The sequence below is a fragment of the Nostoc sp. ChiQUE01b genome (assembly GCF_034531255.1).
In the GTDB taxonomy this organism is placed as follows: domain Bacteria; phylum Cyanobacteriota; class Cyanobacteriia; order Cyanobacteriales; family Nostocaceae; genus Nostoc.
This window is the reverse complement of the sequence record NZ_JAVRBM010000086.1, coordinates 15,446-38,769: the sequence shown is the minus strand read 5'-3', so window position 1 is coordinate 38,769 and position 23,324 is coordinate 15,446. Positions and strand designations below refer to the sequence as shown.

Sequence of the window (23,324 nt, the reverse complement as noted above, 5' to 3'; positions counted from 1 at the left end):
TGCTGAGTGCTGAGTGCTGAGTGCTGAGTGCTGAGTGCTGAGTGCTGAGTAAAAACCCAGTAATTTCAGGGTTTTGAGCAATCACCAATGTCCTAACTGCCTTGGCGGTTGCTATATCCCTGTTTTGTCACTTTCCGAAAACATTTGTCATTTCTGAATTCTAGAGCTTTTGTATAGCAAGCGTAGGCTAGCATTTACCGCAGGCATCGCGCGATTCTTTTCTAATAACAAATACAAGACCGATTTTTTTCTAATAGTATAGCTTGTATTGATTGCCTCATGAGGCTTAAGCGCGATCGCCCTCCCGGAGAGTGACAGAAGCTGTTTACGGACGCGATCGCTTCCGTTATGGATGAAAGAAACAAAATGCCCCGAAAAAAAAATTACACTTTTATTGTGTCCTGACAGTTAAGACTGATCCCTCAATGGTGCTTTGCCGCCCGTACAGAAGCTTGGTTCTGGGTTGAGACGGTTATGACATTGGTGAAATGGCTACTGCCATTATCCCGTTTAGGAGACTGTATTCATCAGCAGAAATTGCTGCTGCGTTAAATGGTGATTATCGCAGTGAGCATGTCTTTGTACTCCAACAAGAACTACAACTTTACGATGTTTATCAAACTCAGATAGCAGCCTGCGACCGCCAAATACAGGAGTGCTTATCTGAATTTAGCGACAAAGTTAATTTGAATCAATCTCCGCTTCCCCAACCAAAGCACATCCGCCATAAACCCCAAGGCAATGAACCTGCTTTTGATTTACGTACCCATCTTTACCGAATTAGTGGCGTGGACTTCACTGCTATTGATGGTCTTGGTATCCTAACAGTACAAACCATTATTTCTGAGGTTGGTTTAGATCCTAGCCGATTCCCAACTATTAAACACTTTACTTCTTGGCTTGGTCTTTGTCCTAGCAATCGTATCACTGGTGGCAAAGTTAAAAGTTCTAAAACTCGTCTTGTAGTTAACCCTGCTACCAATGCTTTCCGAATGGCAGCACAAACAGCTGGCAAGAGCAATTCTGCCGAGTCGTGCTTTTTATCCTCGCTTACGTTCTCGCCTGGGTACACCCAAAGCTATCACTGCTACTGCTCAGAAGTTGGCACGAATTTTCTATCGACTTTGGACTTCTGGAGGTAACTATCAAGATCCTGGCATGGATTATTATGAGCAACGTTACCAACAACGAGTCATCAATAACCTCCAGAAAAAGGCTCTAGCTTTAGGTTTTGAGCTTGTTCCTCAGCCCGAAGCAAATACGGTTTCTTAGGAGAGGGATACAAAGCGTTCTTGCTTCAATCCCACCTTTTTAAGGGTGGGTTCCTCCTGCCTCTTATCTCCTGCCTCCTGAATCCAAGTCAGAAAAATTACAAATTTGACGTTGTACATTCCCACTTTCCCCTAGACTAGGGGCAGCAACCTTGTTCAAACTGGCTGAGGAAAGTGGACTTTGACTGAGACAAACAATTTAAACTCTACCATCCAGAATCTCTCACGCAGGGAATTGCGATATTTAGTGCGGACTCAGCTGCAAATCCTCTTGGAAGCAGGAGACTTGCAAGCAGCAAAATCTATTCTCGTACCCGTGCAGCCTGCGGATATCGCCGAGGCGATTGAGGGTTTGCCAGAAGCGATGCACGCTTTGGCTTTTCGCTTGCTTTCTAAGGATGAGGCTATAGAGGTTTATGAATATCTCGACTACAGTGTTCAAGAACGGTTAATTGAAGAACTTAAAAGTCAGGAAGTCTGCGATATTGTCGATCAAATGTCGCCGGATGACCGAGCTAGGTTATTTGATGAATTACCGGCAAAAGTCGTTAATCGCCTGCTAGAACAACTGAGTCCAGCAGAACGTCAAGCTACAGCCCAACTATTGGGTTATGAAGCTGATACAGCTGGGCGAATTATGACGCTAGAGTTAATCTCGCTGAAAGAAAACTTGACAGTATCTCAAGCTCTAGAGCGAATTCGCAACTTAGCTAATGCCAGTGAGATGATTTACTATCTTTATGTCATGGATGCGGCAAGGCGCTTAACGGGGATTGTATCGTTGCGGGAATTAGTAACGTCTCAGCCTGAGCAAATTATTGGCGAAATTATGACCCGTGATGTGGTGTTTGTCTACACTGATACAGACCAAGAAGAAGTTGCAAGATTAATCCAAAGATATGATTTTTTGGCTGTGCCTGTGGTAGATCGAGAACAGCTTTTAGTAGGTATTGTTACGGTGGATGATGTGATTGATATTCTGCAACAAGAAACCACCGAAGATATCTATGCCTTGGGTGGTGTGGAGTCGGGGGGCGACAATTATTTTCAAATGAATTTGCTGGAAATTGCTCGGAAGCGAGTTGTCTGGTTATTAGTCTTACTTATAACCAATACCGTCACAGGCACAATTATTAAGTCGCAAGAAGATATTTTAGCAAAAGTGGTGACACTGACGGCCTTTATCCCCTTGTTGACTGGTACTGGGGGTAATGTAGGCGCTCAATCTTCGACAGTGGTGATTCGCGGGATGAACACCGATGAAATCCGATCGCTTGGTGCATTGCAGGTAATCAGCCGGGAAGCGATCGCTGGCGCATTTTTGGGAGGAATGTTAGGTATGATCGCTACTGTCTGGGCTTATTTTCTGCAAGGACGATTAGAAGTAGCGATCGCTGTAGGCACTAGTTTGGTAGCTATTTCCATTTTAGCTTCGATCTCCGGTTCAGCACTGCCATTTCTCTTTCGCTATCTGCGTTTAGATCCAGCATTAATGTCAGCACCATTCATCACCACAGCAGTTGATGTCGTAGGCGTTTTGATCTACTTCAATTTGGCGCGGGTAATTTTAAAGTTATGAAAAGAGTCATTAGTCATTAGTCATTAGTGAATAACAAACTACAAATGACAAAGGACAAAGGACAAAGGACAAATGACAAATGACAAATGACTAACTTAACTTTTACAATTCTGATTCCGTCTCTGGAGCAACAACTTCGCCAGTACCCAATTGCAGTATCATGTCCTGGTCAGTAATTAATCCGCTAAGTTCTTTCACTTGTAAATTCATGTCTTCACAAGCTTGTCTGAGTTCTTTTGCAAATTTGTTGAGGTCTTGACCATAGCCACATTGATAAGCAGCAGTTTCAATCCCTTGCTGGGCATTTGCTCTAGCACAATCTACTAGTTCTCTGCCATGCAGTGGTGTAAGAGATGCCATAGACGTAGTTATTATTTCTTAAATGTACGCTGTTAGACAGATTATCAATATTTCCACATTAAATCATCCCTCCAATGGAAGACCATCAGGGTAGAATTATAAGTTTAAAGTTAGGAGTGAAAAGTTAAAAGTTAAGAGTTATAAATTAAGAATATATCGGTTATAACTCCAAACTCCAAACTACCAAACTCCTAACTCCCAACTCCCAACTCCTCACTATTTCACTTACCCATTGATAACATCTCCACCATTAACATGTAACACTTGTCCAGAGACATAAGAAGCATCATCAGAAGCTAAATACACGTAGCTAGGAGCAACTTCTTCAGGATGTCCGGCTCGTTCCATTGGTACTTGTTTACCAAAAGTTTCAACTTTCTCTTCGGGAAAAGTTGAGGGAATTAAAGGTGTCCAAATTGGCCCTGGTGCAACAGCATTAACGCGAATTCCTTTGGATACCAAATTTTTTGATAAGGAGCGAGTGAAGGCAACGATCGCACCTTTTGTCGAGGAGTAATCTAATAGTTGTGGATTACCTTTATAAGCTGTTACTGATGTGGTATTGATGATAGAACTGCCCGCTTGCAAATGCTTGAGTGCAGCTTTAGTCATGAAAAACATCGAGAAGATATTAGTGCGGAAAGTTCGCTCTAATTGTTCTTCGGTGATTTCTTCAATACTTTCTTTCGGATGTTGTTCAGCAGCATTGTTGATTAGAATATCGAGTTTGCCAAATTCACCAACTGTTTGTTGGATGGCTTGCTGACAAAAACTTTCATTGCCAATATCACCTGCGATGGTTACTGCACGACGCCCTTGTTTTTCTACCAAATGTTTTGTTTCTTTAGCATCATCGTGTTCGTTAAGGTAAAGAATAGCCACATCTGCACCTTCTTTTGCAAATGCGATCGCAACAGCACGACCAATCCCACTATCTGCACCCGTAATCAATGCTACTTTATCTTGTAACTTACTACTACCCCGATACTGAGCATCATCTGCTTTGGGTTTTGGTGTCATTTCTGATTCAACACCTGGTACTTCTTGCTGCTGGGGCTGTTGTAATTTTTGCTCTTTTTTCTCTTTTTGCTCTTTTGATTTAGCCATTTGTTTTACCTTGGTAATCGAATATTGAATGGGTATTGGGACATTGGGCATTGGCAATGGGAAATTGAGTATTGAGAATTAGTTAGACTCCATCTTTCTCATTTATCCTATTTCATAACTAAACCTTGGATCAAAAATTCAACCCAAGGTTTATTTTTTGCTTTCACTTTCACTAACCATTTGCAATTTTAGGCATTTATATCCTAGATGTTTGCCAAACTTACTTATTCCTAGCAACTGTACGCAACTTACATTATCGATCCTCAAAAATAAGTACACAACTCTGATGTGATGAAGAATTTATCTTTTTGATCTGCCTTCAAGTTAACTATTATATTGCTGTACTTTATCGCCCCCTAGAGGTAAACTAAGCTGCAACTAGCTCAACCTTAAGATGGAAACGAAATTAAAGAATAAACAAGTCGGCGATTTACGAGTTGCTATAGTTTGATTGTTCCTTGCGGACTTCTGGAAATTTTTTACAAAACTACCTGAATCTTGACATAGCGACTATACATTTTCCAAAAGGCTGCGTGGTGCGCTACATTGAGATTATTAGAGGGCAGGGGTTATGGCAACATTAAATATTTCCGAATTAGAACAGGTTGAAAAGTTTCGCCACTTACAATTAACCCTGCGCGATCGCTGGAAAACGAGCGAAATATTTGACAATAGTGAAGCGGATATTTTAATTATTCCCTCCTTGAGTCTTGACCAAGGGGAACTTCAAAAGATCGAAGGCTGCGAGCATTATGAAGAAAGATTACTATTTTCCTTAATTCGGTTGCGGAATCCCCGGACTCGGCTGATTTATGTAACATCAGTACCGCTGCATCCTAGTATCATTGATTATTATCTGCAACTGTTGCCAGGAATTCCCTTTTCTCATGCTCGCAATCGCTTGCTGTTACTTTCTACTTACGATTCCTCTTTTAAGCCTCTGAGCCAAAAGATTTTAGAACGCCCTCGCTTACTAGAGCGGATTCATCTATCTTTGAGGCTAGACAAATCATTTATGATCTGCTACAACTCTTCGCACTGGGAAGGCGAATTATCTTTAAAATTAGGTGTACCACTGTATGCTGCCGCACCAAATTTACAGATTTGGGGAACAAAAAGTGGCAGTCGGCAAATCTTCAAAGAAAGTGGAGTAACGCATCCAGATGGCAGCGAAAAAGTTTGGAACCACAAAGATTTGACAGAAGCTACCGTTGATTTGTGGGAACGCCAACCAACATTAAAACGGGTAGTAGTAAAACTCAACGAGGGCATTTCTGGAGAGGGGAATGCATTGCTGGATCTGAGACCGATTGAGAATTTAGCACCAAACATTGGTACTCATGCCGAAAGGATAGCAGCAATTAGCGATCGCTTATCAACGATGCGTTTTCAAGCAAAACAAGAGACTTGGGATAGTTTTTTGGGAAAAATGCCTGAGTTAGGGGCAATCGCTGAAGCATTTGTGGAAGGGGAAATTAAAAGATCGCCCAGCGTCCAAGGACGGATCACACCGAATGGCGAAGTGGAAATCCTTTCAACTCACGACCAAATTCTCGGAGGCCCAGATGGTCAGATTTACCTTGGTTGTCGCTTTCCTGCTGATGAAAGATATCGATTGCAATTACAGCAATTGGGACTTCAAGTCGGCAGAAAACTAGCAGAGAAAGGCACTTTAGAGCGATTTGGATTAGATTTTATTGCCGTTGACAAGGGTAACGGAGAGTGGGATATTCAGGCGATCGAAATTAACCTACGTAAAGGCGGTACAACTCATCCATTCATGACCCTGAAATTATTAACGAATGGCCGCTATGACCTTTCCACAGGTTTATTTTATAGTCAACAAGGTCGTCCAAAATATTACATTGCCACTGATAATCTGCAAAAAGAACGCTATCAGGGATTATTACCCAATGATTTGATGGATATCATCGCTCATCACAGACTGCACTTCGACAGTGGTACAGAAACGGGTACAGTGTTTCATCTTATGGGTTGCCTTTCGCAGTTTGGCAAGCTGGGATTAACCAGCATCGGAGATTCCCCGCAACAAGCACAAGATATTTATAACAAAGTTGTCAAAGTTCTAGATGAAGAAACCCGCAGTGAAAATAGTGATTTTTCGGCGTTTTCAGATTATTCCTTTCCTGTAGTTTGGGATGAATTATAGTTATGCGGAGGATATAAGCGAAGACGCCCTATGGCTTGGTGCAGATGCTTTCCGACGCAAGGCGACAGGAACGCACTGCTTCACCAAATTTATTTGGCAAAGATTGTTATAAAACGTATATACGGTTTATAATTAAACAGGAGGTGATAACCAAATGTTTAATTTGACTTACGAGTTTAAACTTAAGCCAACGCAAATCCAAGCAGCAATGTTTGAAGAATGGCTAGAAATTAATCGCCGTGTCTACAACTATGCCTTAAGGGAGCGCAAAGACTGGTATAAATCTCGTAGTTGTCAGATTAATGCTTGCTCACTTCAGTCTGAATACATCATTCCTATTGATACACCACGTCCAACTTATGCCAGTCAGTGCAAATCATTGACTGAAGCAAAAAAGGAATATCCCGACTTAAAAAAGGTGCAATCTCAAGTTTTGCAACAAACGCTAAAAAGGCTTGAGGTTGCGTTTGTTGCGATGTGGGAGCGTAACCACGGTTTCCCAAGATTTAAGAAATATGGCAGGATGCGTAGTTTTGTTTTCCCTCAAATGAAAGGGGATAGATTTAAGCCAGGGATGGTCAACTTTCCCGTCATAGGCTGGGTTAAGTTTCGTCAATCACGGGACATCCCAGATGGTGGGGTTGCAAAGCTTGCACGCGTGGTTAAGCGTGCGTCTGGTTGGTACGTAATGCTAACAGTTCAATGGGATGTATCCGTGCCTTCTCCTCTTCCACACGGGGAAGCACTAGGAATTGATGTCGGATTGACAAGCTTTGTTGCAACTTCTAATGGGCTTTTGGTTAAACGTCCGAGGTTTTTTGTAGATGCTGAGCGCCAGCTGAAATTGCTGCAACAACGTGTCTCCAGGAAACCCCACGGCTCGAACAATTGGCACAAAGCACAGAAGAAAGTTGCCAGATTGTATGAGTATGTTGCCAACTGTCGTAAGGACTGGCACTCTAAGCTATCTCACCAAATCTGCAACAACGCCGGAATGGTATTTGTTGAGGATTTAAACCTGATTGGATTATCTAAGGGAATGTTAGGTAAACATTGCCTAGATGCGGGATTTGGTCAATTCTTCAACATTTTGGAGCAAACTTGTTTTAAGCGTGATGTCTATTTTCAAAAAGTAGATAGTCGCAAAACAAGTCAAATATGTCCAAGCTGTGGTGTGAAGACAGGTAAGAAAGAACTGTCAGAACGTACTCATATTTGCTCAAATTGTGGCTATACAACTAATAGAGATGTTGCAGCCGCTCAAGTAGTCGTTATACGCGGACTTGCAGCCGTGGGGCACACGGTCAAGATGCTTGCAGAGGGTAAATTCGTTGGAATCCCCGTGAAGCAAGAATCCCCCGTTTTATAAACGAGGGAGTGTCAAACTAGGATGGATGGAAATACACTGCCAATGAGTGACCTATGAGGCAACCAAGTAAAAATTTTGAAACCTTGCTCACTAAAGAAGCCCCGCCAGTTGTTGAACGTATGGGGCTAACCTGGCTAGTTGCAGCAGCGATCGCAACTGCTTTATTGTGGCAAGTACCAGGAGGGGATTATATCTTATACCCATTTACAATTCTGGCAACTTGGTTTCATGAAATGGGTCACGGTTTAATGGCACTGCTATTAGGGGGACAGTTTCAGAAGTTGCAGATTTTTAGCAATGGTTCTGGTGTCGCAACTTATGGCATCCGGTCGTCGTTGGCGCCAATTGTCCCGGCAATAATCGCCGCAGCCGGGCCAATGGGGCCGCCTATTGCCGGTGCAGTTTTGATTCTGGCTTCTCGCAGTTTTACAGCAGCAACCCTCTGTTTGAAAATTTTAGGAAGTTTTTTGCTGTTGTCCACATTAATTTGGGTGCGTTCCTGGTTTGGATTGGTGGCAATTCCCTTACTAGGTTTAATAATCTTAGGTATTGCCTTAAGAGCACCTCGTTGGACGCAAGGGTTTGTGATTCAATTTTTGGGTGTACAAGCTTGTGTAAGTACGTACCATCAACTTGATTATCTATTTAGTAGTTCTGCTGGCCCTCTTGGAATTTCTGATACAGCCCAAATGCAGCGATATTTGCTTTTACCTTACTGGTTTTGGGGCGGGTTAATGGCGATCGCATCTCTGGTAATTTTAATCCAAAGTCTTCGTGTTGCTTATCGTTCAGGGTAACTGAAAGTTTAGATTTCAAAACCCTTCATTTGGATGAAGGGTTAATAGCATCAAGTCAGAGGAATTACGTCAATACAATGCAACTGATCGCTTTACGGAATAAATAACCGACCTGCCCCCATATAGTCTTGGATGTCGATCACGATTTCTACAAGCCTTTCAACACAACGCTCTCGATAGTCAGATTCGTTGACTCGATCTGAATCACCAATCGTAATAATTGGAAATGAAGTCGGCTGATTTTCGTCACGCATCACCTGTTCGAGTGAGTCTTTACCTTTCGCGTTACGGTTTGCTGTAAGTAAGAGCATTCCATTGGTTTGGGCAAATTTCCAAACAACTCGATCATTACTATCTGCGGATAAGCCAATGCCTTCAAATGTCACCAACTGGATTGGAGCAAGATCTAACCATCCTCCAGCAACAAGACTTCCAGAAATTAGAATTGCCTGCCGATTCAAGTTGTAATCAGCTAAAACAATCATTGCTTTTTTGCTTCTCGCTGCGTTCTCCGTTCTTGAAGCTTAGCTCGAATCGCCTCATATCCCGGACGAGGAGAGGCAGCAGCAATTCGAGCAAAACGTTCGCGGTTTTGCTCCTCCCAGTACTGTCGGTTTTCCTCTGCGGTTTTCAAGATTTCTTGATACTCTGCTTCTACCTCTGTCTGATGCGCTTCAATATAGAAAAGGGCAGCATGGATCTGTTCATCCGTAAGGTTAAATGCATCACGAATAAACTTGGGCGGATACTGAGCTTTGAGATAATCCATTACGTCATACAGAGTTATGCGAGTTCCTGAAATTGTCAGTCCTCGCTCTGTCCAAATAATAGATGACTGTTTGTTGGCTGCCGAAGTCATGCTCATTCCTTCCTAGAAGCTACTTTCATAATACCTTGCAGAAAAGGCAGGGTGAGCAACGCCCACCCTCCAAAAGGCATAACAAGGTACGTCCAGCATTAGCCGCACCACTACGTTTAATTAGGCACGTTGTAAAGATAGTGATGCAACAAGTCGGGACTAACTGCCAAGATGTTTGGTGGATTGGGGATAAACAAGCGCTGCCTCTTGTAGAGAATACATCGCCTGTTTTTTCCTAACTAACTATCCGTTTCATTGGGATTTCTATCCAGAACTCACAACTGTTACCAGGTTCAGAAACACACTTGATATTACCGCCGTGTTTTTCCACAATAATTTGGTAGCTAATAGATAATCCCAAGCCAGTACCTTGACCTGGTTGTTTGGTAGTAAAGAAAGGTTCAAAAATGCGCGATCGCACAATCTCTGGAATTCCACAACCATTGTCAGCAATCCAAATCAGAATAGTATTCCCTTCTATAACTTCTGTACGTATCCAAATTTTCGGATTATCAATTATTCTTCCACTAGTTACTGAGTTTTCCAGTGCATCGATCGCATTGTTGAGAATATTCATAAACACCTGATTCATCTGGGCTGCATAGCAGACTACTGGGGGCAATTCACCATATTGCTTAACTACCTCAATAGCAAAAGAATTAGTTTGTGGTTGCAGTCGATGTTGTAAAATTAGCAAAGTACTGTCGATACCTTCATGAAGGTCAACGGGCTTCATTCCTGCTTCGTCAAGTCGAGAAAAACTTCGTAACGACAAGACTAATTGAGAGATCCGATCTGCCCCCATCTTCATTGAAGTCAGAATTTTGGGCAAGTCATCACTAATGAAATCTAAATCCACTGCTGCTGCTTGCTTTTGAATTTCTCCTGTTGCTTTAGAATACTGTTTCTGATAAAGGCGCAGTAATTTAAATAAATTTTCGGTATGTTCAGTAACATAAGTGATATTGCCATAAATGAAACTAATCGGGTTATTAATTTCATGTGCTACACCAGCAACTAACTGCCCTAAGCCTGCCATTTTCTCACTTTGAATTAACTGGCTCTGAGTATGCTGTAATTCTTTCAGAGTCTGGGTCAACTCTTCTTTTTGACATTGAGTTTGTTCGAGTAATTCCGCTTGCTGAAGTCCTACCCCTAACTGAGTACCAATTTGCATCAGCAAATCTACCTCATCTTCTTGCCAATCACGGGGTTTGATATTTTGATAAGCTGCTAGCAATCCCCAAAGTTTCTCACCCTGAAAAATTGGCACAATCATATATGCCCTAGCCTCCATTAGTTCAATCAGGGCAATATAAGGAATAGAATCATCGATGCTGTAAATATCTTTAATCACAAAAGTTTTACCATTAGCAAAATCCCCACCTTGGGTTTCTTGCAAGTAATTACTTGCATAGGCGTAGCCCGTCGTAGAGATTGCAGGTACAATTTCCTTTACTGGTGTCCAACCTTGGGCTAAAGACTCAGCAACAAATTCACCACTCCAATCAGTCCCGAATCGATAGATTGTCACTCGGTCAACTTCCAATAGCCGTCGGACTTCTTCTGTACTGGTCGCAAAAATGGTGTCAATATCAAGAGAGTGGCGGATTTTCTCCACTGTTGCAGCTAAAGCCTTCTGTCTTTCGGCTGCTTTCCGTTCTCGTTCGGCGGCTTGAGCCAGTTTTTGGGCTTGTACCTGCATCTGTGTCAAGGATTCGGCTTGCTGTAATGCTACTCCCAATTGAACGCCAACTTGTGCTAGCAAGTTGATTTCTTCATCTTGCCAATAACGAGGCTGGGAGTTTTGATAAGCTACTAGCAATCCCCACAGCTTTTCACCCTGAGAAATTGGTACAAAAACTTCATTACGTGCATATTTACCTGCTTGTTTTCCTTGCACAAGAACGCGTTCTGTCACTGGCTGCGGCTTAACCATTGGTGTCCAGCCATCAACGATGGAATCAGCCACAAATTCCCCGCTCCAATCAGGATAAAAGCGATAAATTGCGACTCGTTCTACTTCTAATAGCCGACGAACTTCTTGAGTAGTGGTTTTAAATATGGCTTCAATATCAAGAGACTGACGAATTTTTTCTACTGTGTGCGCCAACGCCCTTTGCCTTTCAGCAGCTTTGCTGATATCTGCTGCTTGAATCTGCATTTGTTGGATAAATTCCACTTGCTGCAAAGCCACACCTAATTGAGTGCCAACTTGAGTAAGCAAGTAAACCTCATCTTTTTGCCAATCACGACCTCCAGCATTTTGGTAAGCTGCTAGCAAGCCCCAGAGCTTTTGACCGTGGTAAATGGCAACGATCGCATAAGCTCTTGCTTGATATATTTCTAAAATTTTAATGTAGCAGTCACTAAAGCCGGAATTGTAAATGTCATTACAAATTCGGTACACTTCACACTGAGTGAAGTTACCACCCTCTGTATCTTGTAAATAGGTATCAGCGACTGGGGGGTTAGCTAAATCTCTAGCGCTACATTCGCTGACGTTCTCTTTCAATTTTGGCCGTTGCGACTGTTGCTCGATAAGGGAAACCCAACCCTCTGCCACTGATTCAAACACGAATTCACCACTCCAATCGGGATTGAAACGATAAATAGCCACGCGATCGGCATTTAGCAGCTGCCTAAGTTCTGCGGTGGTTGTGTGGAAAATGCTTTCCAAATCGAGGGACTGACGAATTTTCTCAATGGTAATGGCTATGGTTTTCTGCCATTGGGCTGCTTTTTCTCTGGCTTTTGCTTGTGCTAGTTCTGCTGATTGTAGTTTGACTTGTTCCAGGAAATCTGCTTGCTGTAAAGCAACTCCTAGATGTTCGGCGATTAATTGCACAAACTCAATTTCTGATGCTTCCCATTGTCGAGGACTACCACACTGATGAATACACAACAATCCCCATAAATCTTTACCTTTGATCAAGGGGGCAATTATATTGGCACGTACTTGGAATTTTTCTAGAATCTGGATGTAGCAATCACTGGCATTAACTTGATAAATATCAGCTATTGCTCTAATTCGACCTTGCTGATAAAGTCCTGCGAACTCCTCACTAAAGCAGTGGTCGCGCAGTTTGGCTGCTAGTGCCGAATCCCATTCTGTTGCTACATCTTCATAGATAAATTCTCCTTCCCATGCTAAATCAGGATAAAAACGAAACACGCTAACCCGATCGCTTTTCAGAAGTTGGCGAACTTCAGTGACTGTAATTTTGAAGATAGTTTCTATGTCTAGAGACTCCCGAATACGGGCAATAACTCCAGATAAGGCTTTTTGCTGCTCATTCTGACGTAAGGAGAATGTCACATCTGAATAAGATTCTTGCCGTTCTGAATTTGGTTGTATGGGTTGAGTAGTAGAGGAGTTTTCCATTCCCAGTGGGACTTTAAATATTGAAAGTCTTCTATCTCATAATTCCCGTTGCGATCGCAAAGGTAACAGTTATTTCTTGGGAATGTCATACAAAATAGTATAGGGACACGATGGTATCGCGTCCCTAGAAAAATATTTTTCAACCAAAAGAAAATTATCGCCGCTTGGAAGTAGCGCTGCGGGTGGTGCGTTTCTCTTCATCTCGGCGACGGCGATCGCGCCAATCTGCTAGGGTCAAATAACCAATACCACCAGTGACTACTACGAGCAGCACTACAGCAAATAAAGCCAAAATACTCAAAAATGGACTTTCCACAATGCCTCTACAGTCCGTTACGTCCCCACACTACCATTGCAATTGACCAAGTAAACACAACTAACAACGATACCCAACCTAGTGTCAAAATCTCCATAGTCCCACTTTTCAAATAATTACAAAAGGTTTCTAATATTTATCATACAGGGATTGGGCAGGCTGAGATTTTTTTATCATGACATTATAAGTTTTGCGTGCGATGTCTACGACGGGCTACACCTACGCATAAAAGACACCCTTTTTTCTTGGTACGCTGGTACTTCAAGCATTAATAAAGACAAATGTAAAAAATTAGCGATCGGGCTTTTCCACTTGATTATTTGGGAATACTAGAGTTCTGGGTATATCTTTCAAATCCAGCAACCCCTAATATCATGCCAACGTTTTTTAACTATCCTTTCCACTCGAACGGTTTTGTTCCCCACGGACATTGTTATCTCTGGCAAACTGGATTAGTTTCGCTCCACATTATTTCTGATGCCACGATCGCTTTTGCGTATTATTCTATTCCCTTCCTACTAATTTACTTTATTTCCAAGCGTAAAGACGTTCCTTTCAATGGAGTCTTTTTGTTATTTGGTGCTTTTATCATTGCCTGTGGTACTGGACACTTGATGGATATTTGGACGCTTTGGCATCCAGACTATTGGCTTGCAGGTAGTTTAAAAGCTTTAACTGCCATTATTTCGATATACACGGCATTTGCGTTATTTTATCTCATGCCTCAAGCTCTAACACTACCCAGCCCTGCCCAGTTAGAAGTTATCAATCGAACGCTTTCAACTGAAATTGTCGAGCGCAAGCGCATCGAGAAAGAACTACGCATTGCAGAAGAAGTCGCTCAAAACTCCAATCAAGCCAAGAGTGAATTTCTCGCCAATATGAGTCATGAACTACGCACACCTCTCAACGGCATCTTGGGCTATACACAAATTCTTCAACGTACAGAATCTTTAAGTGAGAAAGGACGCAAAGGAGTCAGCATCATTTACCAATGTGGTTCTCATCTTTTAACCCTGATTAATGATGTTCTGGATCTCTCCAAAATAGAAGCCCGGAAGTTGGAATTATATCCTGTTGATTTCTACTTGCCTGCCTTTATAGATAGCGTCACTGAAATTTGCCGCATCCGGGCAGAACAAAAGGTGATCGCATTTTACGTCCAACTAGATCCTGATTTGCCAACAGGTATTCATGCTGATGAAAAACGCTTGCGGCAAGTACTGATTAACTTGCTTAGTAATGCGATTAAATTTACTAATGAAGGCAGTGTCACCTTCAAAGTTAAGGTCATTGCTCAAGAATTAAATACCAATGGACAGACTAACTACAAAATTCGCTTTGAGGTAATAGATACTGGCACGGGTATAAGCCCTGAACAAGCCCAGAAAATTTTCCAGCCCTTTGAACAAGTAGGAAATCAAAAACGACAATCTGAAGGTACAGGCTTGGGATTAGCAATCAGCCAAAAAATTGTTTTGTTGATGGGTGGTCAAATTCAAGTGCAAAGTACCTTACGCAAAGGTAGTACTTTCTGGTTTGAGGCAGAATTCCCAGAATCTAAAGACTGGGCCAAGGTTTCTAGAGTGGTTGAGCAAGGAACTATTATTGGTTATCAAGGACAAAGGCGTACCATTTTGATTGCGGATGACAAATGGGAAAACCGATCGGTAATTGTAAATTTACTAGAGCCTGTTGGGTTTACTGTTGTAGAAGCTAGTCAGGGTCAGGAAGCATGGGAACAGGCTCTAGCCCACAAACCAGATATGATTATCACTGACCTAGTAATGCCTATATTGAATGGATTTGAGTTGATCGAGCGTTTGCGTCAGCCTGGGTCATTTAAAGAAATTGCTGTCATCGCTTCCTCAGCCAGTGTGTTTGCAATCGACCAACACAAGAGTATTGATGTCGGTGCAGATGCATTTTTACCAAAGCCTGTAGAAGCTGAAACGCTGCTGGAAATGTTACGACAATTTTTGCACCTGGAATGGGTTTTTGATAGTAAGGTAGACGCAATCAAAAAAACCTATACAGATGGTTTGAATCAACAAAATGAGATGATTTATCCTGCCAAAGAGGTTTTACAAGATTTACTCGAACTGACAGAAGACGGCGATATTCAAAAAATCTTAGAACTGGCTGAGGAACTTCCTGCATCTCATGAGCAGTTAAGCGTTTTTGCCCAGCAAATCGTCCAGCTTGCTAGTAATTTCCAACTCAAACGTTTGGAAACTTTTCTTCAACAATACATCGATTAATTTGAGTTAAAATTCAGTTTTAAATTCATCATGAGCAAAACTCAAAATAACGGATTTATTTTGATTGTGGATGATAATCCGACAAATTTATCTGTCGTGTGTGAAGCACTCAATAGTGAGGGTTTTCGTTTTCGGGTTGCAGTCGATGGAGAAAGTGCGATCGCTCAAGCCGAACGCAATCAACCAGAGTTGATTTTGCTGGATGTCCAAATGCCCGGTATTGACGGATTTGAAACTTGTCGCCGCCTCAAAGCTAATCCTGTTACCCAAAACATTCCGATTATTTTTACCACAGCCTTAGCGGATACGGAAAGCAAAACGAAGGGATTTTCCCTTGGTGCAGTAGACTATATCCCTAAACCGTTTGCCCAAGAGGAAGTCATTGCCAGAGTGCGCGTACATTTACAACTCAAACAATTGACTGAATCTTTGGAACAACAAGTTAGCGATCGCACCAAGGCTTTGCAAAAAGCCCAAGTCCAACTAGTGCAGCAAGAAAAACTATCAACACTCGGAGAGTTAATCGCTGGTGTTGGCCATGAAATCAATAACCCGATCAACTTTATTTCTAGTAATATTCCACCCTTGCAAGAACACATTGCAGCAGTAACCGAGTTGCTCCTACTGTATGAACAAGAGTATCCAAACCCAACAGCTAAAATTACCAATACTATTGAGAACTTGGATCTGAACTTTGTTCTCGAAGATATGGTAAAAATCTTGAACTCACTCCACTTAGGAAGTGAACGAATTAGGAACATTTCTAATTCACTCCGCAACTTCTGTCGTTCAGACAGAGATGCCAAAATATCTGCTGATTTGCACCAAGGACTAGATAGTACACTAATGATTTTGCAACACCGCCTCAATGCTAATGGCGATCGCCCTCGCATTGAAGTTATTAAAAGTTATGGAGAATTACCACTGGTCAGATGCTATTTAGGGGAAATGAATCAAGTATTTATGAACATTCTGGCAAATGCAGTTGATGCTCTTGATGAAGCTATAATAGAAGAAAAAAAGAGCAATTTAATTCCTCAGATTAAAATTGCCACAGAAATAGATTCTGAAAACTTAGTTATAATTCGGATTGCTGACAATGGGGTTGGTATTCCTGAACGGCTTAAAAAACGATTGTTTGAGCCGTTGTTTACCACGAAAACTGTTGGAAAAGGTACTGGACTTGGCTTGTCGATTGCATATCAAATAATTGTAGAGAAACACAAAGGCATTTTAGATGTGAATTCTCAACCTGGCATAGGTACCGAGTTTATCATCAAAATTCCCACATGAGAACAATATTTTACTAATTACAAAACTGCTCTAGCATTTATCATATTGGTATTGGGAAAACTCTTTCCCAATACCAATACCTAATTTATATATAGAGTGAACCCAACTTTAGATCCTCAATTAATGGCAGAACGTATAGAATCCCTCAAGGCTGGAATAATTGGGGGATTATCTGTGTGTTTTAGCTTTGCGATTGCCTGTCTGTTAAATACTCTAGTACTAGCAACGTATTTTCAGACATTTGTATGTCTGCAAAGTGATCTCAACTGGCACTTATGGGTAAATGGTGCAGTTGCCACTTTTACTGGTTTCCTATTTGGTGTCACCTACCGCTATATCATCCGCTCCGATCAAAATCCCCAACTCAAAGCTGGTGGTGTGTTAGCCTTTGGCTTGGTGCGCGGATTAACTCAGATAGAATTTGGGTGGAATTCTCACAGCACAATTTGGCCTTTTTTGGTGTTGGCGGCAGAAAGTTTGTTATCGTTTGCGCTGGCTGCAATCGCTCTTAATATCGCTATTCAATTGAGTTGGGTTAAACCTTTTTCATCAATTTAAATCCCTGTAGTCTTACAGCTACCTGTAAGTCTATACAGAAGGTTGTGGTTCAAATAAATAAAAAAAGCAAAGCTACTGTAAATATCACGTTTTTGTAGTATAATTCCTACAAATTCCCTACAAAAAACCTGTAAATTTTAACTAAAAGTATAAAGCTTTACCAGTATTAATCCTCAATCTAATATGAATACTAAAATATCCCACTATTATCTGATAGTCGATTTGGAAGCTACATGCTGTAACAGTAAAACTATTCCTCGTCATGAAATGGAAATCATTGAAATCGGTGGAGTGATGCTCAATCGAACAACGTGGGAAATTGATTCAGAGTTTCAGCAATTCATCCAACCTGTGAGACATCCGCAACTGACAGGTTTTTGCACAGAATTGACTAGTATTCGGCAGCAAGATGTTGACGAAGCACCAAAATTTATCGAGGCAATTTCTGGCTTTAAAGAATGGATTAATTTATTTCCCAACTATATTTTTTGTTCTTGGGGTAATTACGACAAAAAGCAATTTATTCAAGATTGTGCGTTTCATAATTTTCCCTATCCTTTTACTTCAGAACATATAAATATCAAAGAGGAATTTTCGGAATATCTTGGCGTATCTAAAAAATTTGGCATGGCACAGGCTCTCAATGAGTTGGGGATAGAATTAAAAGGCACACACCATCGTGGTATTGATGATGCCCGCAATATTGCAGCTATCTACAGACATATTAAAAACAAAAAACTAAGCTGAATAATAAACAATTAACTTTAATTACTATCGGTTCGCCCATTTTTTAGGGAGTTAGGAAAAGTAAATAGTCAAAAGTATACCGAAGGGCATATTCCCAAAAAGACTCGATTAGGTATATGTTCGCAACTGTGTTGCCTAAGTTCGGATAAATTGAAATTTTTAACTGCTTATGCGTCCTCGTCAAAAAATTATCGAGATGTTCTCAACCTTTGTTGAGTTGGAAGAAGACAGATTCAGCAAATGGTTGATTGATATCAAACTGCATCGAAATATTCAAAATTGCTTGGAGTCTTCACCATTCGTCCCTAACTCAGAAAATTTTTGGGCGTTACATTGGCACAAGTGCTGGCAAGAGGAATCTAATAGCCTTGCTAGAATGCATTTATCTGCTTATTTACAGGAACCAAATTATTGGGCTGCTAAAAAAACAATTGCCAAATTTACAAATAGTCAACATAGCCTAGCAGATTATTTTCAAATGGCGAATGCTGAAACTGAAACAATTCTCAAAAATTTTAATCTAGAAAAATGCTCTAGCTTAAAAGCCTATGCTACTATGGCAGTTCCCAGTCGGCTAAAAGATATTTTACGCCAACGCAAAGAAGCTGATATTTGCACAAATTGGGCATTGTTGCGCAAAGTAAGCAAAAAGCAGTTATTAGAAGCTCTTGCTCAAGCTGGATTATCACCTATTCTAATTGCCCAATATCGACTCGCCTGGACTTGCTTCAAAGAACTGTATGTTCAAAACCAACCAGGTGGCACAAAGTCACTACCAGAACCAGAACCGCAACTTTGGGAAGCTATTGTCAACCTCTACAACCGCGAACGCCAAAATCAGTTAACTCAACCTACTCCACAATGCACGAGAGAGAAAATTGAACAGTGGTTAACCCAAGCAGCTGTGTACGTGCGTGGTTATCTGTATCCACCTGTTAGTTCTCTAAATTTAGCGATATCAGAAGATGACTCCACAACAACTTTTGATTTGCCAGATTTATCCTCTGACTCATTAATCGCTCAGATGATAGCCCAAGAGGATGCCCAATACCAACAAAAGCAACAATCTCAGATTCAAGCTATTTTGTTAAAAACTTTACAAACTTTGGAGGCAAAAAGCCAGGAAATACTTAAACTTTACTACCAACAGGGGTTAACTCAGCCACAGATTGTAGAACGCCTACAAATCAGTCAGCCTACTGTTTCTCGTCGGCTGATCAAAGCTAGAGAATTAATGCTAGCAGCGTTGATCCAATGGAGTCAAGACACGCTTAATATTTCTGTGACTTCCAACCTAGTTAATGATATGAGTAGTACTTTGGAAGAATGGTTGAAAGTTAAGTATGGGGAATTTCGCTGATGTTATGAAAGATAAGGTAGTAAAAATGACTTCGGCTTTTACAGAACCGCAGGAACTTTTGTTAGAAATATCACCATCATTACAGACAAGTTGTTGGCAAGAAAGCCAAATGTATACCACACCTAGCAGTCGCTGGCGTGCTTACATGAATCAAATTTGCCTTCATGGGTTTTTGAATTGGGTAAAAGCTGAATATGTTCCAGAAGCAAGTATCTGGCATAGTTCCCCTGGTATTCCTGCTTTTTGGGAATTTGTCAATGGCACAGCAATTTTGTTAAACCAAAAGCGAGTCGTTTTAATTCCTAGCGAGGCAATTGATGATAGCGAGTTAGAAGTTCCTCAAGAATGGGTAGATATTCCCACTTGGGCAGCAGACTATTATTTAGCAGTACAAGTCACATCAGATGGCGAATGGGTAAGAATTTGGGGCTACATAACCCATAGTGAGCTTAAATCACTAGCAAACTATGACCAAGTAGATAGGACTTATTGTATAGATGCACGCCACTTAATTAAAGACCTGAATGCTTTTTGGATCACCTACCAATTTTGTGGAACAGAGGAGATGAAAACGGAGATCGCTCCACTACCAGAATTATCGACTGTTCAAGCAGAAAATCTTGTGCAACGGTTAGGTAATTCCTCTGTAACATTTCCTAGACTTACAGTGCCATTTACAACCTGGGGAGTGCTACTAGAAAATGAGCAGTGGCGGCAGCGTTTGTACCAAGAAAGGCTGCGAACGCAATTTTCACAAGTACAAGTGAATCTCAGTCGTTGGCTGGAGCAAATTTACGATGCTTCTTGGCAAGCTATAGAAACTTTTGTTGAGCCAAACTCCAGTAGCCTAGCTTTTAATTTCCGCACTTCTTCCGGGTTAAATACTGCCGTTATCAAACGCGCCAAGCTGATTGACTTGGGAATGGAAATAGAGGCTCAAAAAGTTGTTTTATTAGTTGCCTTAATACCAGAAGCTAACCAACAAGTTAAGATTCGCGTGCAGCTACATCCAGCTTCTAATCAACCTTACCTACCTGCTACTATCAAGCTAGTTTTACTTTCAGATCGAGGGGAAATACTTCAACAAGTACAAGCAAGAATTCAAGATATTTATGTGCAGTTGAAACTCTTTGATGGGGAAGTGGGAGAATGTTTCAGCATCCAGGTTGCTCTTGATAGTTGCCAGATTACAGAAAGTTTTGTGATTTAGTTATTAAGAGCCAGCAGTAGTCCGTCCTTTGCTTGTATCCGTAGTTTGTTCGATAAAAAAGGCGATTATGAGGGCTGACATGCTTAAGCAAGGAGCGATGCCTACGGCGGTAAACTACGCACTATTTTTTCGATCCCTTCAAAAGTTTTTAATGCCTCTGGTCATAGGTTTAGCCCAAATTTGTCTTGTGTAGTCATTATACTACACTTTCCTTTGGTATTTTTGCATAAGTAGAATGCTCCTTGTTGATTAGTCATTAGTTAATCACGAATGGCAAAGTCCACTTAACTTATGAGTAAGCTACTTGTCTTCAGCTTTTTGGGAGGAGATTTAAAGCAAGGATTTCCTGTTGTCACAGCTCAACTTTGGTGTCAAAACCAATTTGTACCCGTGAAATTAACAGGAAGTCTACCGCCAGCACCAGAACTAAGCGAACTCTACCGCAGATGGCAGTTACTCTACGCAGCAGTTCATCAACGCCTGGGTAGTAGCAATCAACGGATAAAAGTACATTCACAAGACATAACCAATATTTCTGTAAATGACTTCGATGAAGTGTGTCAACAGCTACAAGCAAATATCAATGCTTGGTTGAAATTTGAGTCATTTCAGAATATTGAACGGCAGTTGCGAACTCTACTCAGTCGTCATGATGAAATTAGAGTAGTTATTGAAACAAATATAGTTCTATTGCATCGTTTGCCTTGGCATCTATGGCATTTTTTTGAAGATTACCCGAAAGCGGAATTAGCTTTGAGCAATCATGAGTATGAATCTCCTCAGCTATTACAAAAATCTCCTACAGGTAAAGTCAAAATTTTGGCAATTCTAGGTAATAAAGTTGGGATTGATATTGATCAAGACGCCTCTTTGTTACAAGGTTTAACAGATGCCAAAACCACCTTTCTTATAGAACCAACACGGCAAACACTTGACAAATATCTATGGAATCAGGATTGGGATATTCTATTTTTTGCTGGACATAGTACTAGTCTTGCTGACGGAGAGATTGGGGAAATTTGCATCAATCAAACAGAAAGTTTAGCAATTTCGCAATTGAAACATGCACTTAAGGCAGCAATTAGACGCGGTTTGAAACTGGCAATTTTCAATTCTTGTGACGGAATTGGTTTAGGACGAAATTTAGCTGATTTAAACATTCCCCAAATGATTGTAATGCGGGAAGGAGTGCCAGATTTAATAGCACAGGAATTTTTAAAAAACTTTCTTACCGCCTTTGCAGATAGCAAACCATTTTACTTGGCTGTGCGAGAAGCACGAGAAAGACTTCAAGGACTGGAAAATGAATTTCCTTGTGCCAGTTGGTTGCCAGTTATCTGTCAAAATCCGACAACTGTTCCTACTACGTGGCAAGAACTGTCCGGTAATTTTGCTGATACTAAATTTATAAGTAAAGTTTCGACAAAAGGTAAAATTGCGACATCAAAATCTAAATTTTGGAATGTACTACTTAGTACTTTTCTTGTGGCTGTTTCAACGGTAGGTTTGAGATACTTGGGAGTCTTTGAGAAAATCGAACTGCAAAGTTTTGATCAAATGCTACGGCTAGGACTCAAGGAAGATCCAGATCCAAAGTTGATAATTGTAGAAATTACTGAAAAAGATATTCAATCACGACAAGACATGACCAAAGGACTGAAATCCATTTCGGATAGTACGTTAGCTAAATTGCTCAACAAATTACAAAAGTATCAACCGCGAGTTATTGGACTGGATATTTATAGAGACTTTGCTGACCCCCCAAATAAATCAAATCTAATACAACTTCCGACTGAACTTAATAAAGAGAACGTTGTTGTTGTCTGCAAAAGCACCGATAGTAAATACGATCCCCAAGGTGTTAAACCTCCGAAAGACGTACCTGTAGTACGTCAGGGTTTTACTGATGTAATTCAAGACCCAGATGGTATCGTCCGTCGCCAAATTTTGATGATGGCACAAGAGCCTTTTTCGACTTGTACAACGCCTTATTCGCTCTCGTTGCAATTAGTTACTCGTTACTTATCTTACGAAAATATTAAACCTAAATTTAATGAAGATTATGTACAGTTTGGCTCTAAAGTATTTAAACGCTTAAAATTTAGTCGCAGTGGTGCCTATCAACAAGGAGTTGATTTAGGTGGAAATCAAATACTTGTCAATTACCGTAATACAGATTATCAGAGAGTTTCCCTTGATGATGTATTGAGTAATAAATTTGATCGTAAATCATTTAAAGATAAGGTAGTTATCGTTGGAGTGACAGCTAATACAGTCAGCGATACTTGGTCAACTCCCTACAGTACTGCACAACAAGATTACCAAGAAATATCAGGGGTATTTATACAAGCACAAATGGTTAGCCAAGTTTTGAGTGCAGTTTTAGACCAACGTCCAATTCTTTGGGTTTTGCCTTATTGGGGCGATATTCTCTGGATATGCGGTTGGTCTGTAGTTGGGAGTCTGATTATTTGGTGGGTGCGATCGCTCTCACATCAGAGATATGCTATCTTTGTGACAGTTGTCATCTTATATGGAGTTTGTGCGATCGCTCTTTTAAAACAAGGGTTATGGTTGCCATTTATTCCTTCTGCCTTTGGCGTAGTTGTAAGCGGTGTTTTAGTTATATTTATTCAAAGTCGCCGGGAATTTTCCGCTACTCCACAATCATTAGTTGAGTAA

At 41.0% G+C, this 23,324-nt stretch carries 19 protein-coding genes; 12 read left to right on the top strand and 7 right to left on the bottom strand.

Annotated features, from left to right (window positions below; translation table 11 throughout):
• Positions 1-488 precede the first annotated feature (488 nt).
• Positions 489-1,142, top strand: coding sequence for a transposase (locus RMY63_RS34300; RefSeq protein ID WP_322732982.1), 654 nt, complete (start codon positions 489-491; stop codon positions 1,140-1,142).
• 310 nt (positions 1,143-1,452) lie between these two features.
• Positions 1,453-2,850, top strand: a complete 1,398-nt coding sequence (mgtE, locus tag RMY63_RS34295; protein ID WP_322732981.1) for a magnesium transporter — start codon at positions 1,453-1,455, stop codon at positions 2,848-2,850.
• Between the two features lie 102 nt (positions 2,851-2,952).
• Here the strand turns inward: mgtE and RMY63_RS34290 are convergent, their stop codons facing one another.
• Positions 2,953-3,210, bottom strand: coding sequence for a hypothetical protein (locus RMY63_RS34290; protein WP_322732980.1), 258 nt, complete (start codon positions 3,208-3,210; stop codon positions 2,953-2,955).
• A gap of 225 nt (positions 3,211-3,435) precedes the next feature.
• On the bottom strand, positions 3,436-4,317 hold the full coding sequence (locus tag RMY63_RS34285; RefSeq protein ID WP_322732979.1) for an SDR family oxidoreductase: 882 nt from the start codon (positions 4,315-4,317) through the stop codon (positions 3,436-3,438).
• Between the two features lie 571 nt (positions 4,318-4,888).
• Here RMY63_RS34285 and RMY63_RS34280 point away from each other — a divergent pair.
• The 3 genes from RMY63_RS34280 (at position 4,889) to RMY63_RS34270 (ending at position 8,653) form a co-directional block, all read left to right on the top strand.
• Positions 4,889-6,487 (top strand): peptide ligase PGM1-related protein, encoded by a 1,599-nt coding sequence (locus RMY63_RS34280; RefSeq protein WP_322732978.1) that lies wholly within the window; start codon positions 4,889-4,891, stop codon positions 6,485-6,487.
• Positions 6,488-6,641: 154 nt separating this feature from the next.
• Positions 6,642-7,856, top strand: coding sequence for a transposase (locus RMY63_RS34275; RefSeq protein WP_322732977.1), 1,215 nt, complete (start codon positions 6,642-6,644; stop codon positions 7,854-7,856).
• A gap of 53 nt (positions 7,857-7,909) precedes the next feature.
• Complete coding sequence (locus tag RMY63_RS34270; protein WP_322732976.1) at positions 7,910-8,653, top strand: M50 family metallopeptidase; 744 nt, start codon at positions 7,910-7,912, stop codon at positions 8,651-8,653.
• A gap of 92 nt (positions 8,654-8,745) precedes the next feature.
• Here RMY63_RS34270 and RMY63_RS34265 read toward each other — a convergent pair whose 3' ends face one another.
• The 5 genes from RMY63_RS34265 to petN form a co-directional block, all read right to left on the bottom strand.
• The gene (locus RMY63_RS34265; RefSeq protein ID WP_322732975.1) at positions 8,746-9,138 is read right to left on the bottom strand and encodes an ACP S-malonyltransferase; all 393 of its coding nucleotides are present in this window, start codon (positions 9,136-9,138) and stop codon (positions 8,746-8,748) included.
• Positions 9,135-9,512 carry a DUF433 domain-containing protein gene (locus RMY63_RS34260; RefSeq protein WP_322732974.1) on the bottom strand — a complete coding sequence of 126 codons (378 nt, stop codon included), beginning with the start codon at positions 9,510-9,512 and terminating at the stop codon, positions 9,135-9,137. Before RMY63_RS34260 ends, RMY63_RS34265 begins: the two co-directional genes overlap by 4 nt.
• Positions 9,513-9,747: 235 nt before the next feature.
• Complete coding sequence (locus tag RMY63_RS34255) at positions 9,748-12,897, bottom strand: GAF domain-containing protein (RefSeq protein ID WP_322732973.1); 3,150 nt, start codon at positions 12,895-12,897, stop codon at positions 9,748-9,750.
• Positions 12,898-13,051: 154 nt separating this feature from the next.
• Complete coding sequence (locus RMY63_RS34250; RefSeq protein ID WP_322732972.1) at positions 13,052-13,213, bottom strand: hypothetical protein; 162 nt, start codon at positions 13,211-13,213, stop codon at positions 13,052-13,054.
• A gap of 7 nt (positions 13,214-13,220) precedes the next feature.
• Entirely contained in the window at positions 13,221-13,310 is a 90-nt protein-coding gene (gene petN / locus RMY63_RS34245; RefSeq protein WP_012408302.1) for a cytochrome b6-f complex subunit PetN, read from the bottom strand.
• Between the two features lie 277 nt (positions 13,311-13,587).
• On the opposite strand from petN, the gene RMY63_RS34240 reads away from it, so the two are divergent.
• From RMY63_RS34240 to RMY63_RS34210, 7 genes are all read left to right on the top strand, one after another.
• Positions 13,588-15,474 carry an ATP-binding protein gene (locus tag RMY63_RS34240; RefSeq protein ID WP_322732971.1) on the top strand — a complete coding sequence of 629 codons (1,887 nt, stop codon included), beginning with the start codon at positions 13,588-13,590 and terminating at the stop codon, positions 15,472-15,474.
• Between the two features lie 30 nt (positions 15,475-15,504).
• A complete protein-coding gene (locus RMY63_RS34235; RefSeq protein ID WP_322732970.1) occupies positions 15,505-16,767 on the top strand; it encodes a sensor histidine kinase in 1,263 nt (420 codons plus the stop codon).
• Positions 16,768-16,890: 123 nt separating this feature from the next.
• Entirely contained in the window at positions 16,891-17,325 is a 435-nt protein-coding gene (locus tag RMY63_RS34230) for a hypothetical protein (protein ID WP_322732969.1), read from the top strand.
• 183 nt (positions 17,326-17,508) lie between these two features.
• On the top strand, positions 17,509-18,072 hold the full coding sequence (locus RMY63_RS34225) for a 3'-5' exonuclease (protein WP_322732968.1): 564 nt from the start codon (positions 17,509-17,511) through the stop codon (positions 18,070-18,072).
• Positions 18,073-18,241: 169 nt separating this feature from the next.
• On the top strand, positions 18,242-19,432 hold the full coding sequence (locus tag RMY63_RS34220; RefSeq protein ID WP_322732967.1) for a sigma-70 family RNA polymerase sigma factor: 1,191 nt from the start codon (positions 18,242-18,244) through the stop codon (positions 19,430-19,432).
• Between the two features lie 25 nt (positions 19,433-19,457).
• Complete coding sequence (locus tag RMY63_RS34215) at positions 19,458-20,642, top strand: DUF1822 family protein (RefSeq protein ID WP_322732966.1); 1,185 nt, start codon at positions 19,458-19,460, stop codon at positions 20,640-20,642.
• A 291-nt stretch (positions 20,643-20,933) separates the two neighbouring features.
• Positions 20,934-23,324, top strand: a complete 2,391-nt coding sequence (locus RMY63_RS34210) for a CHASE2 domain-containing protein (protein WP_322732965.1) — start codon at positions 20,934-20,936, stop codon at positions 23,322-23,324.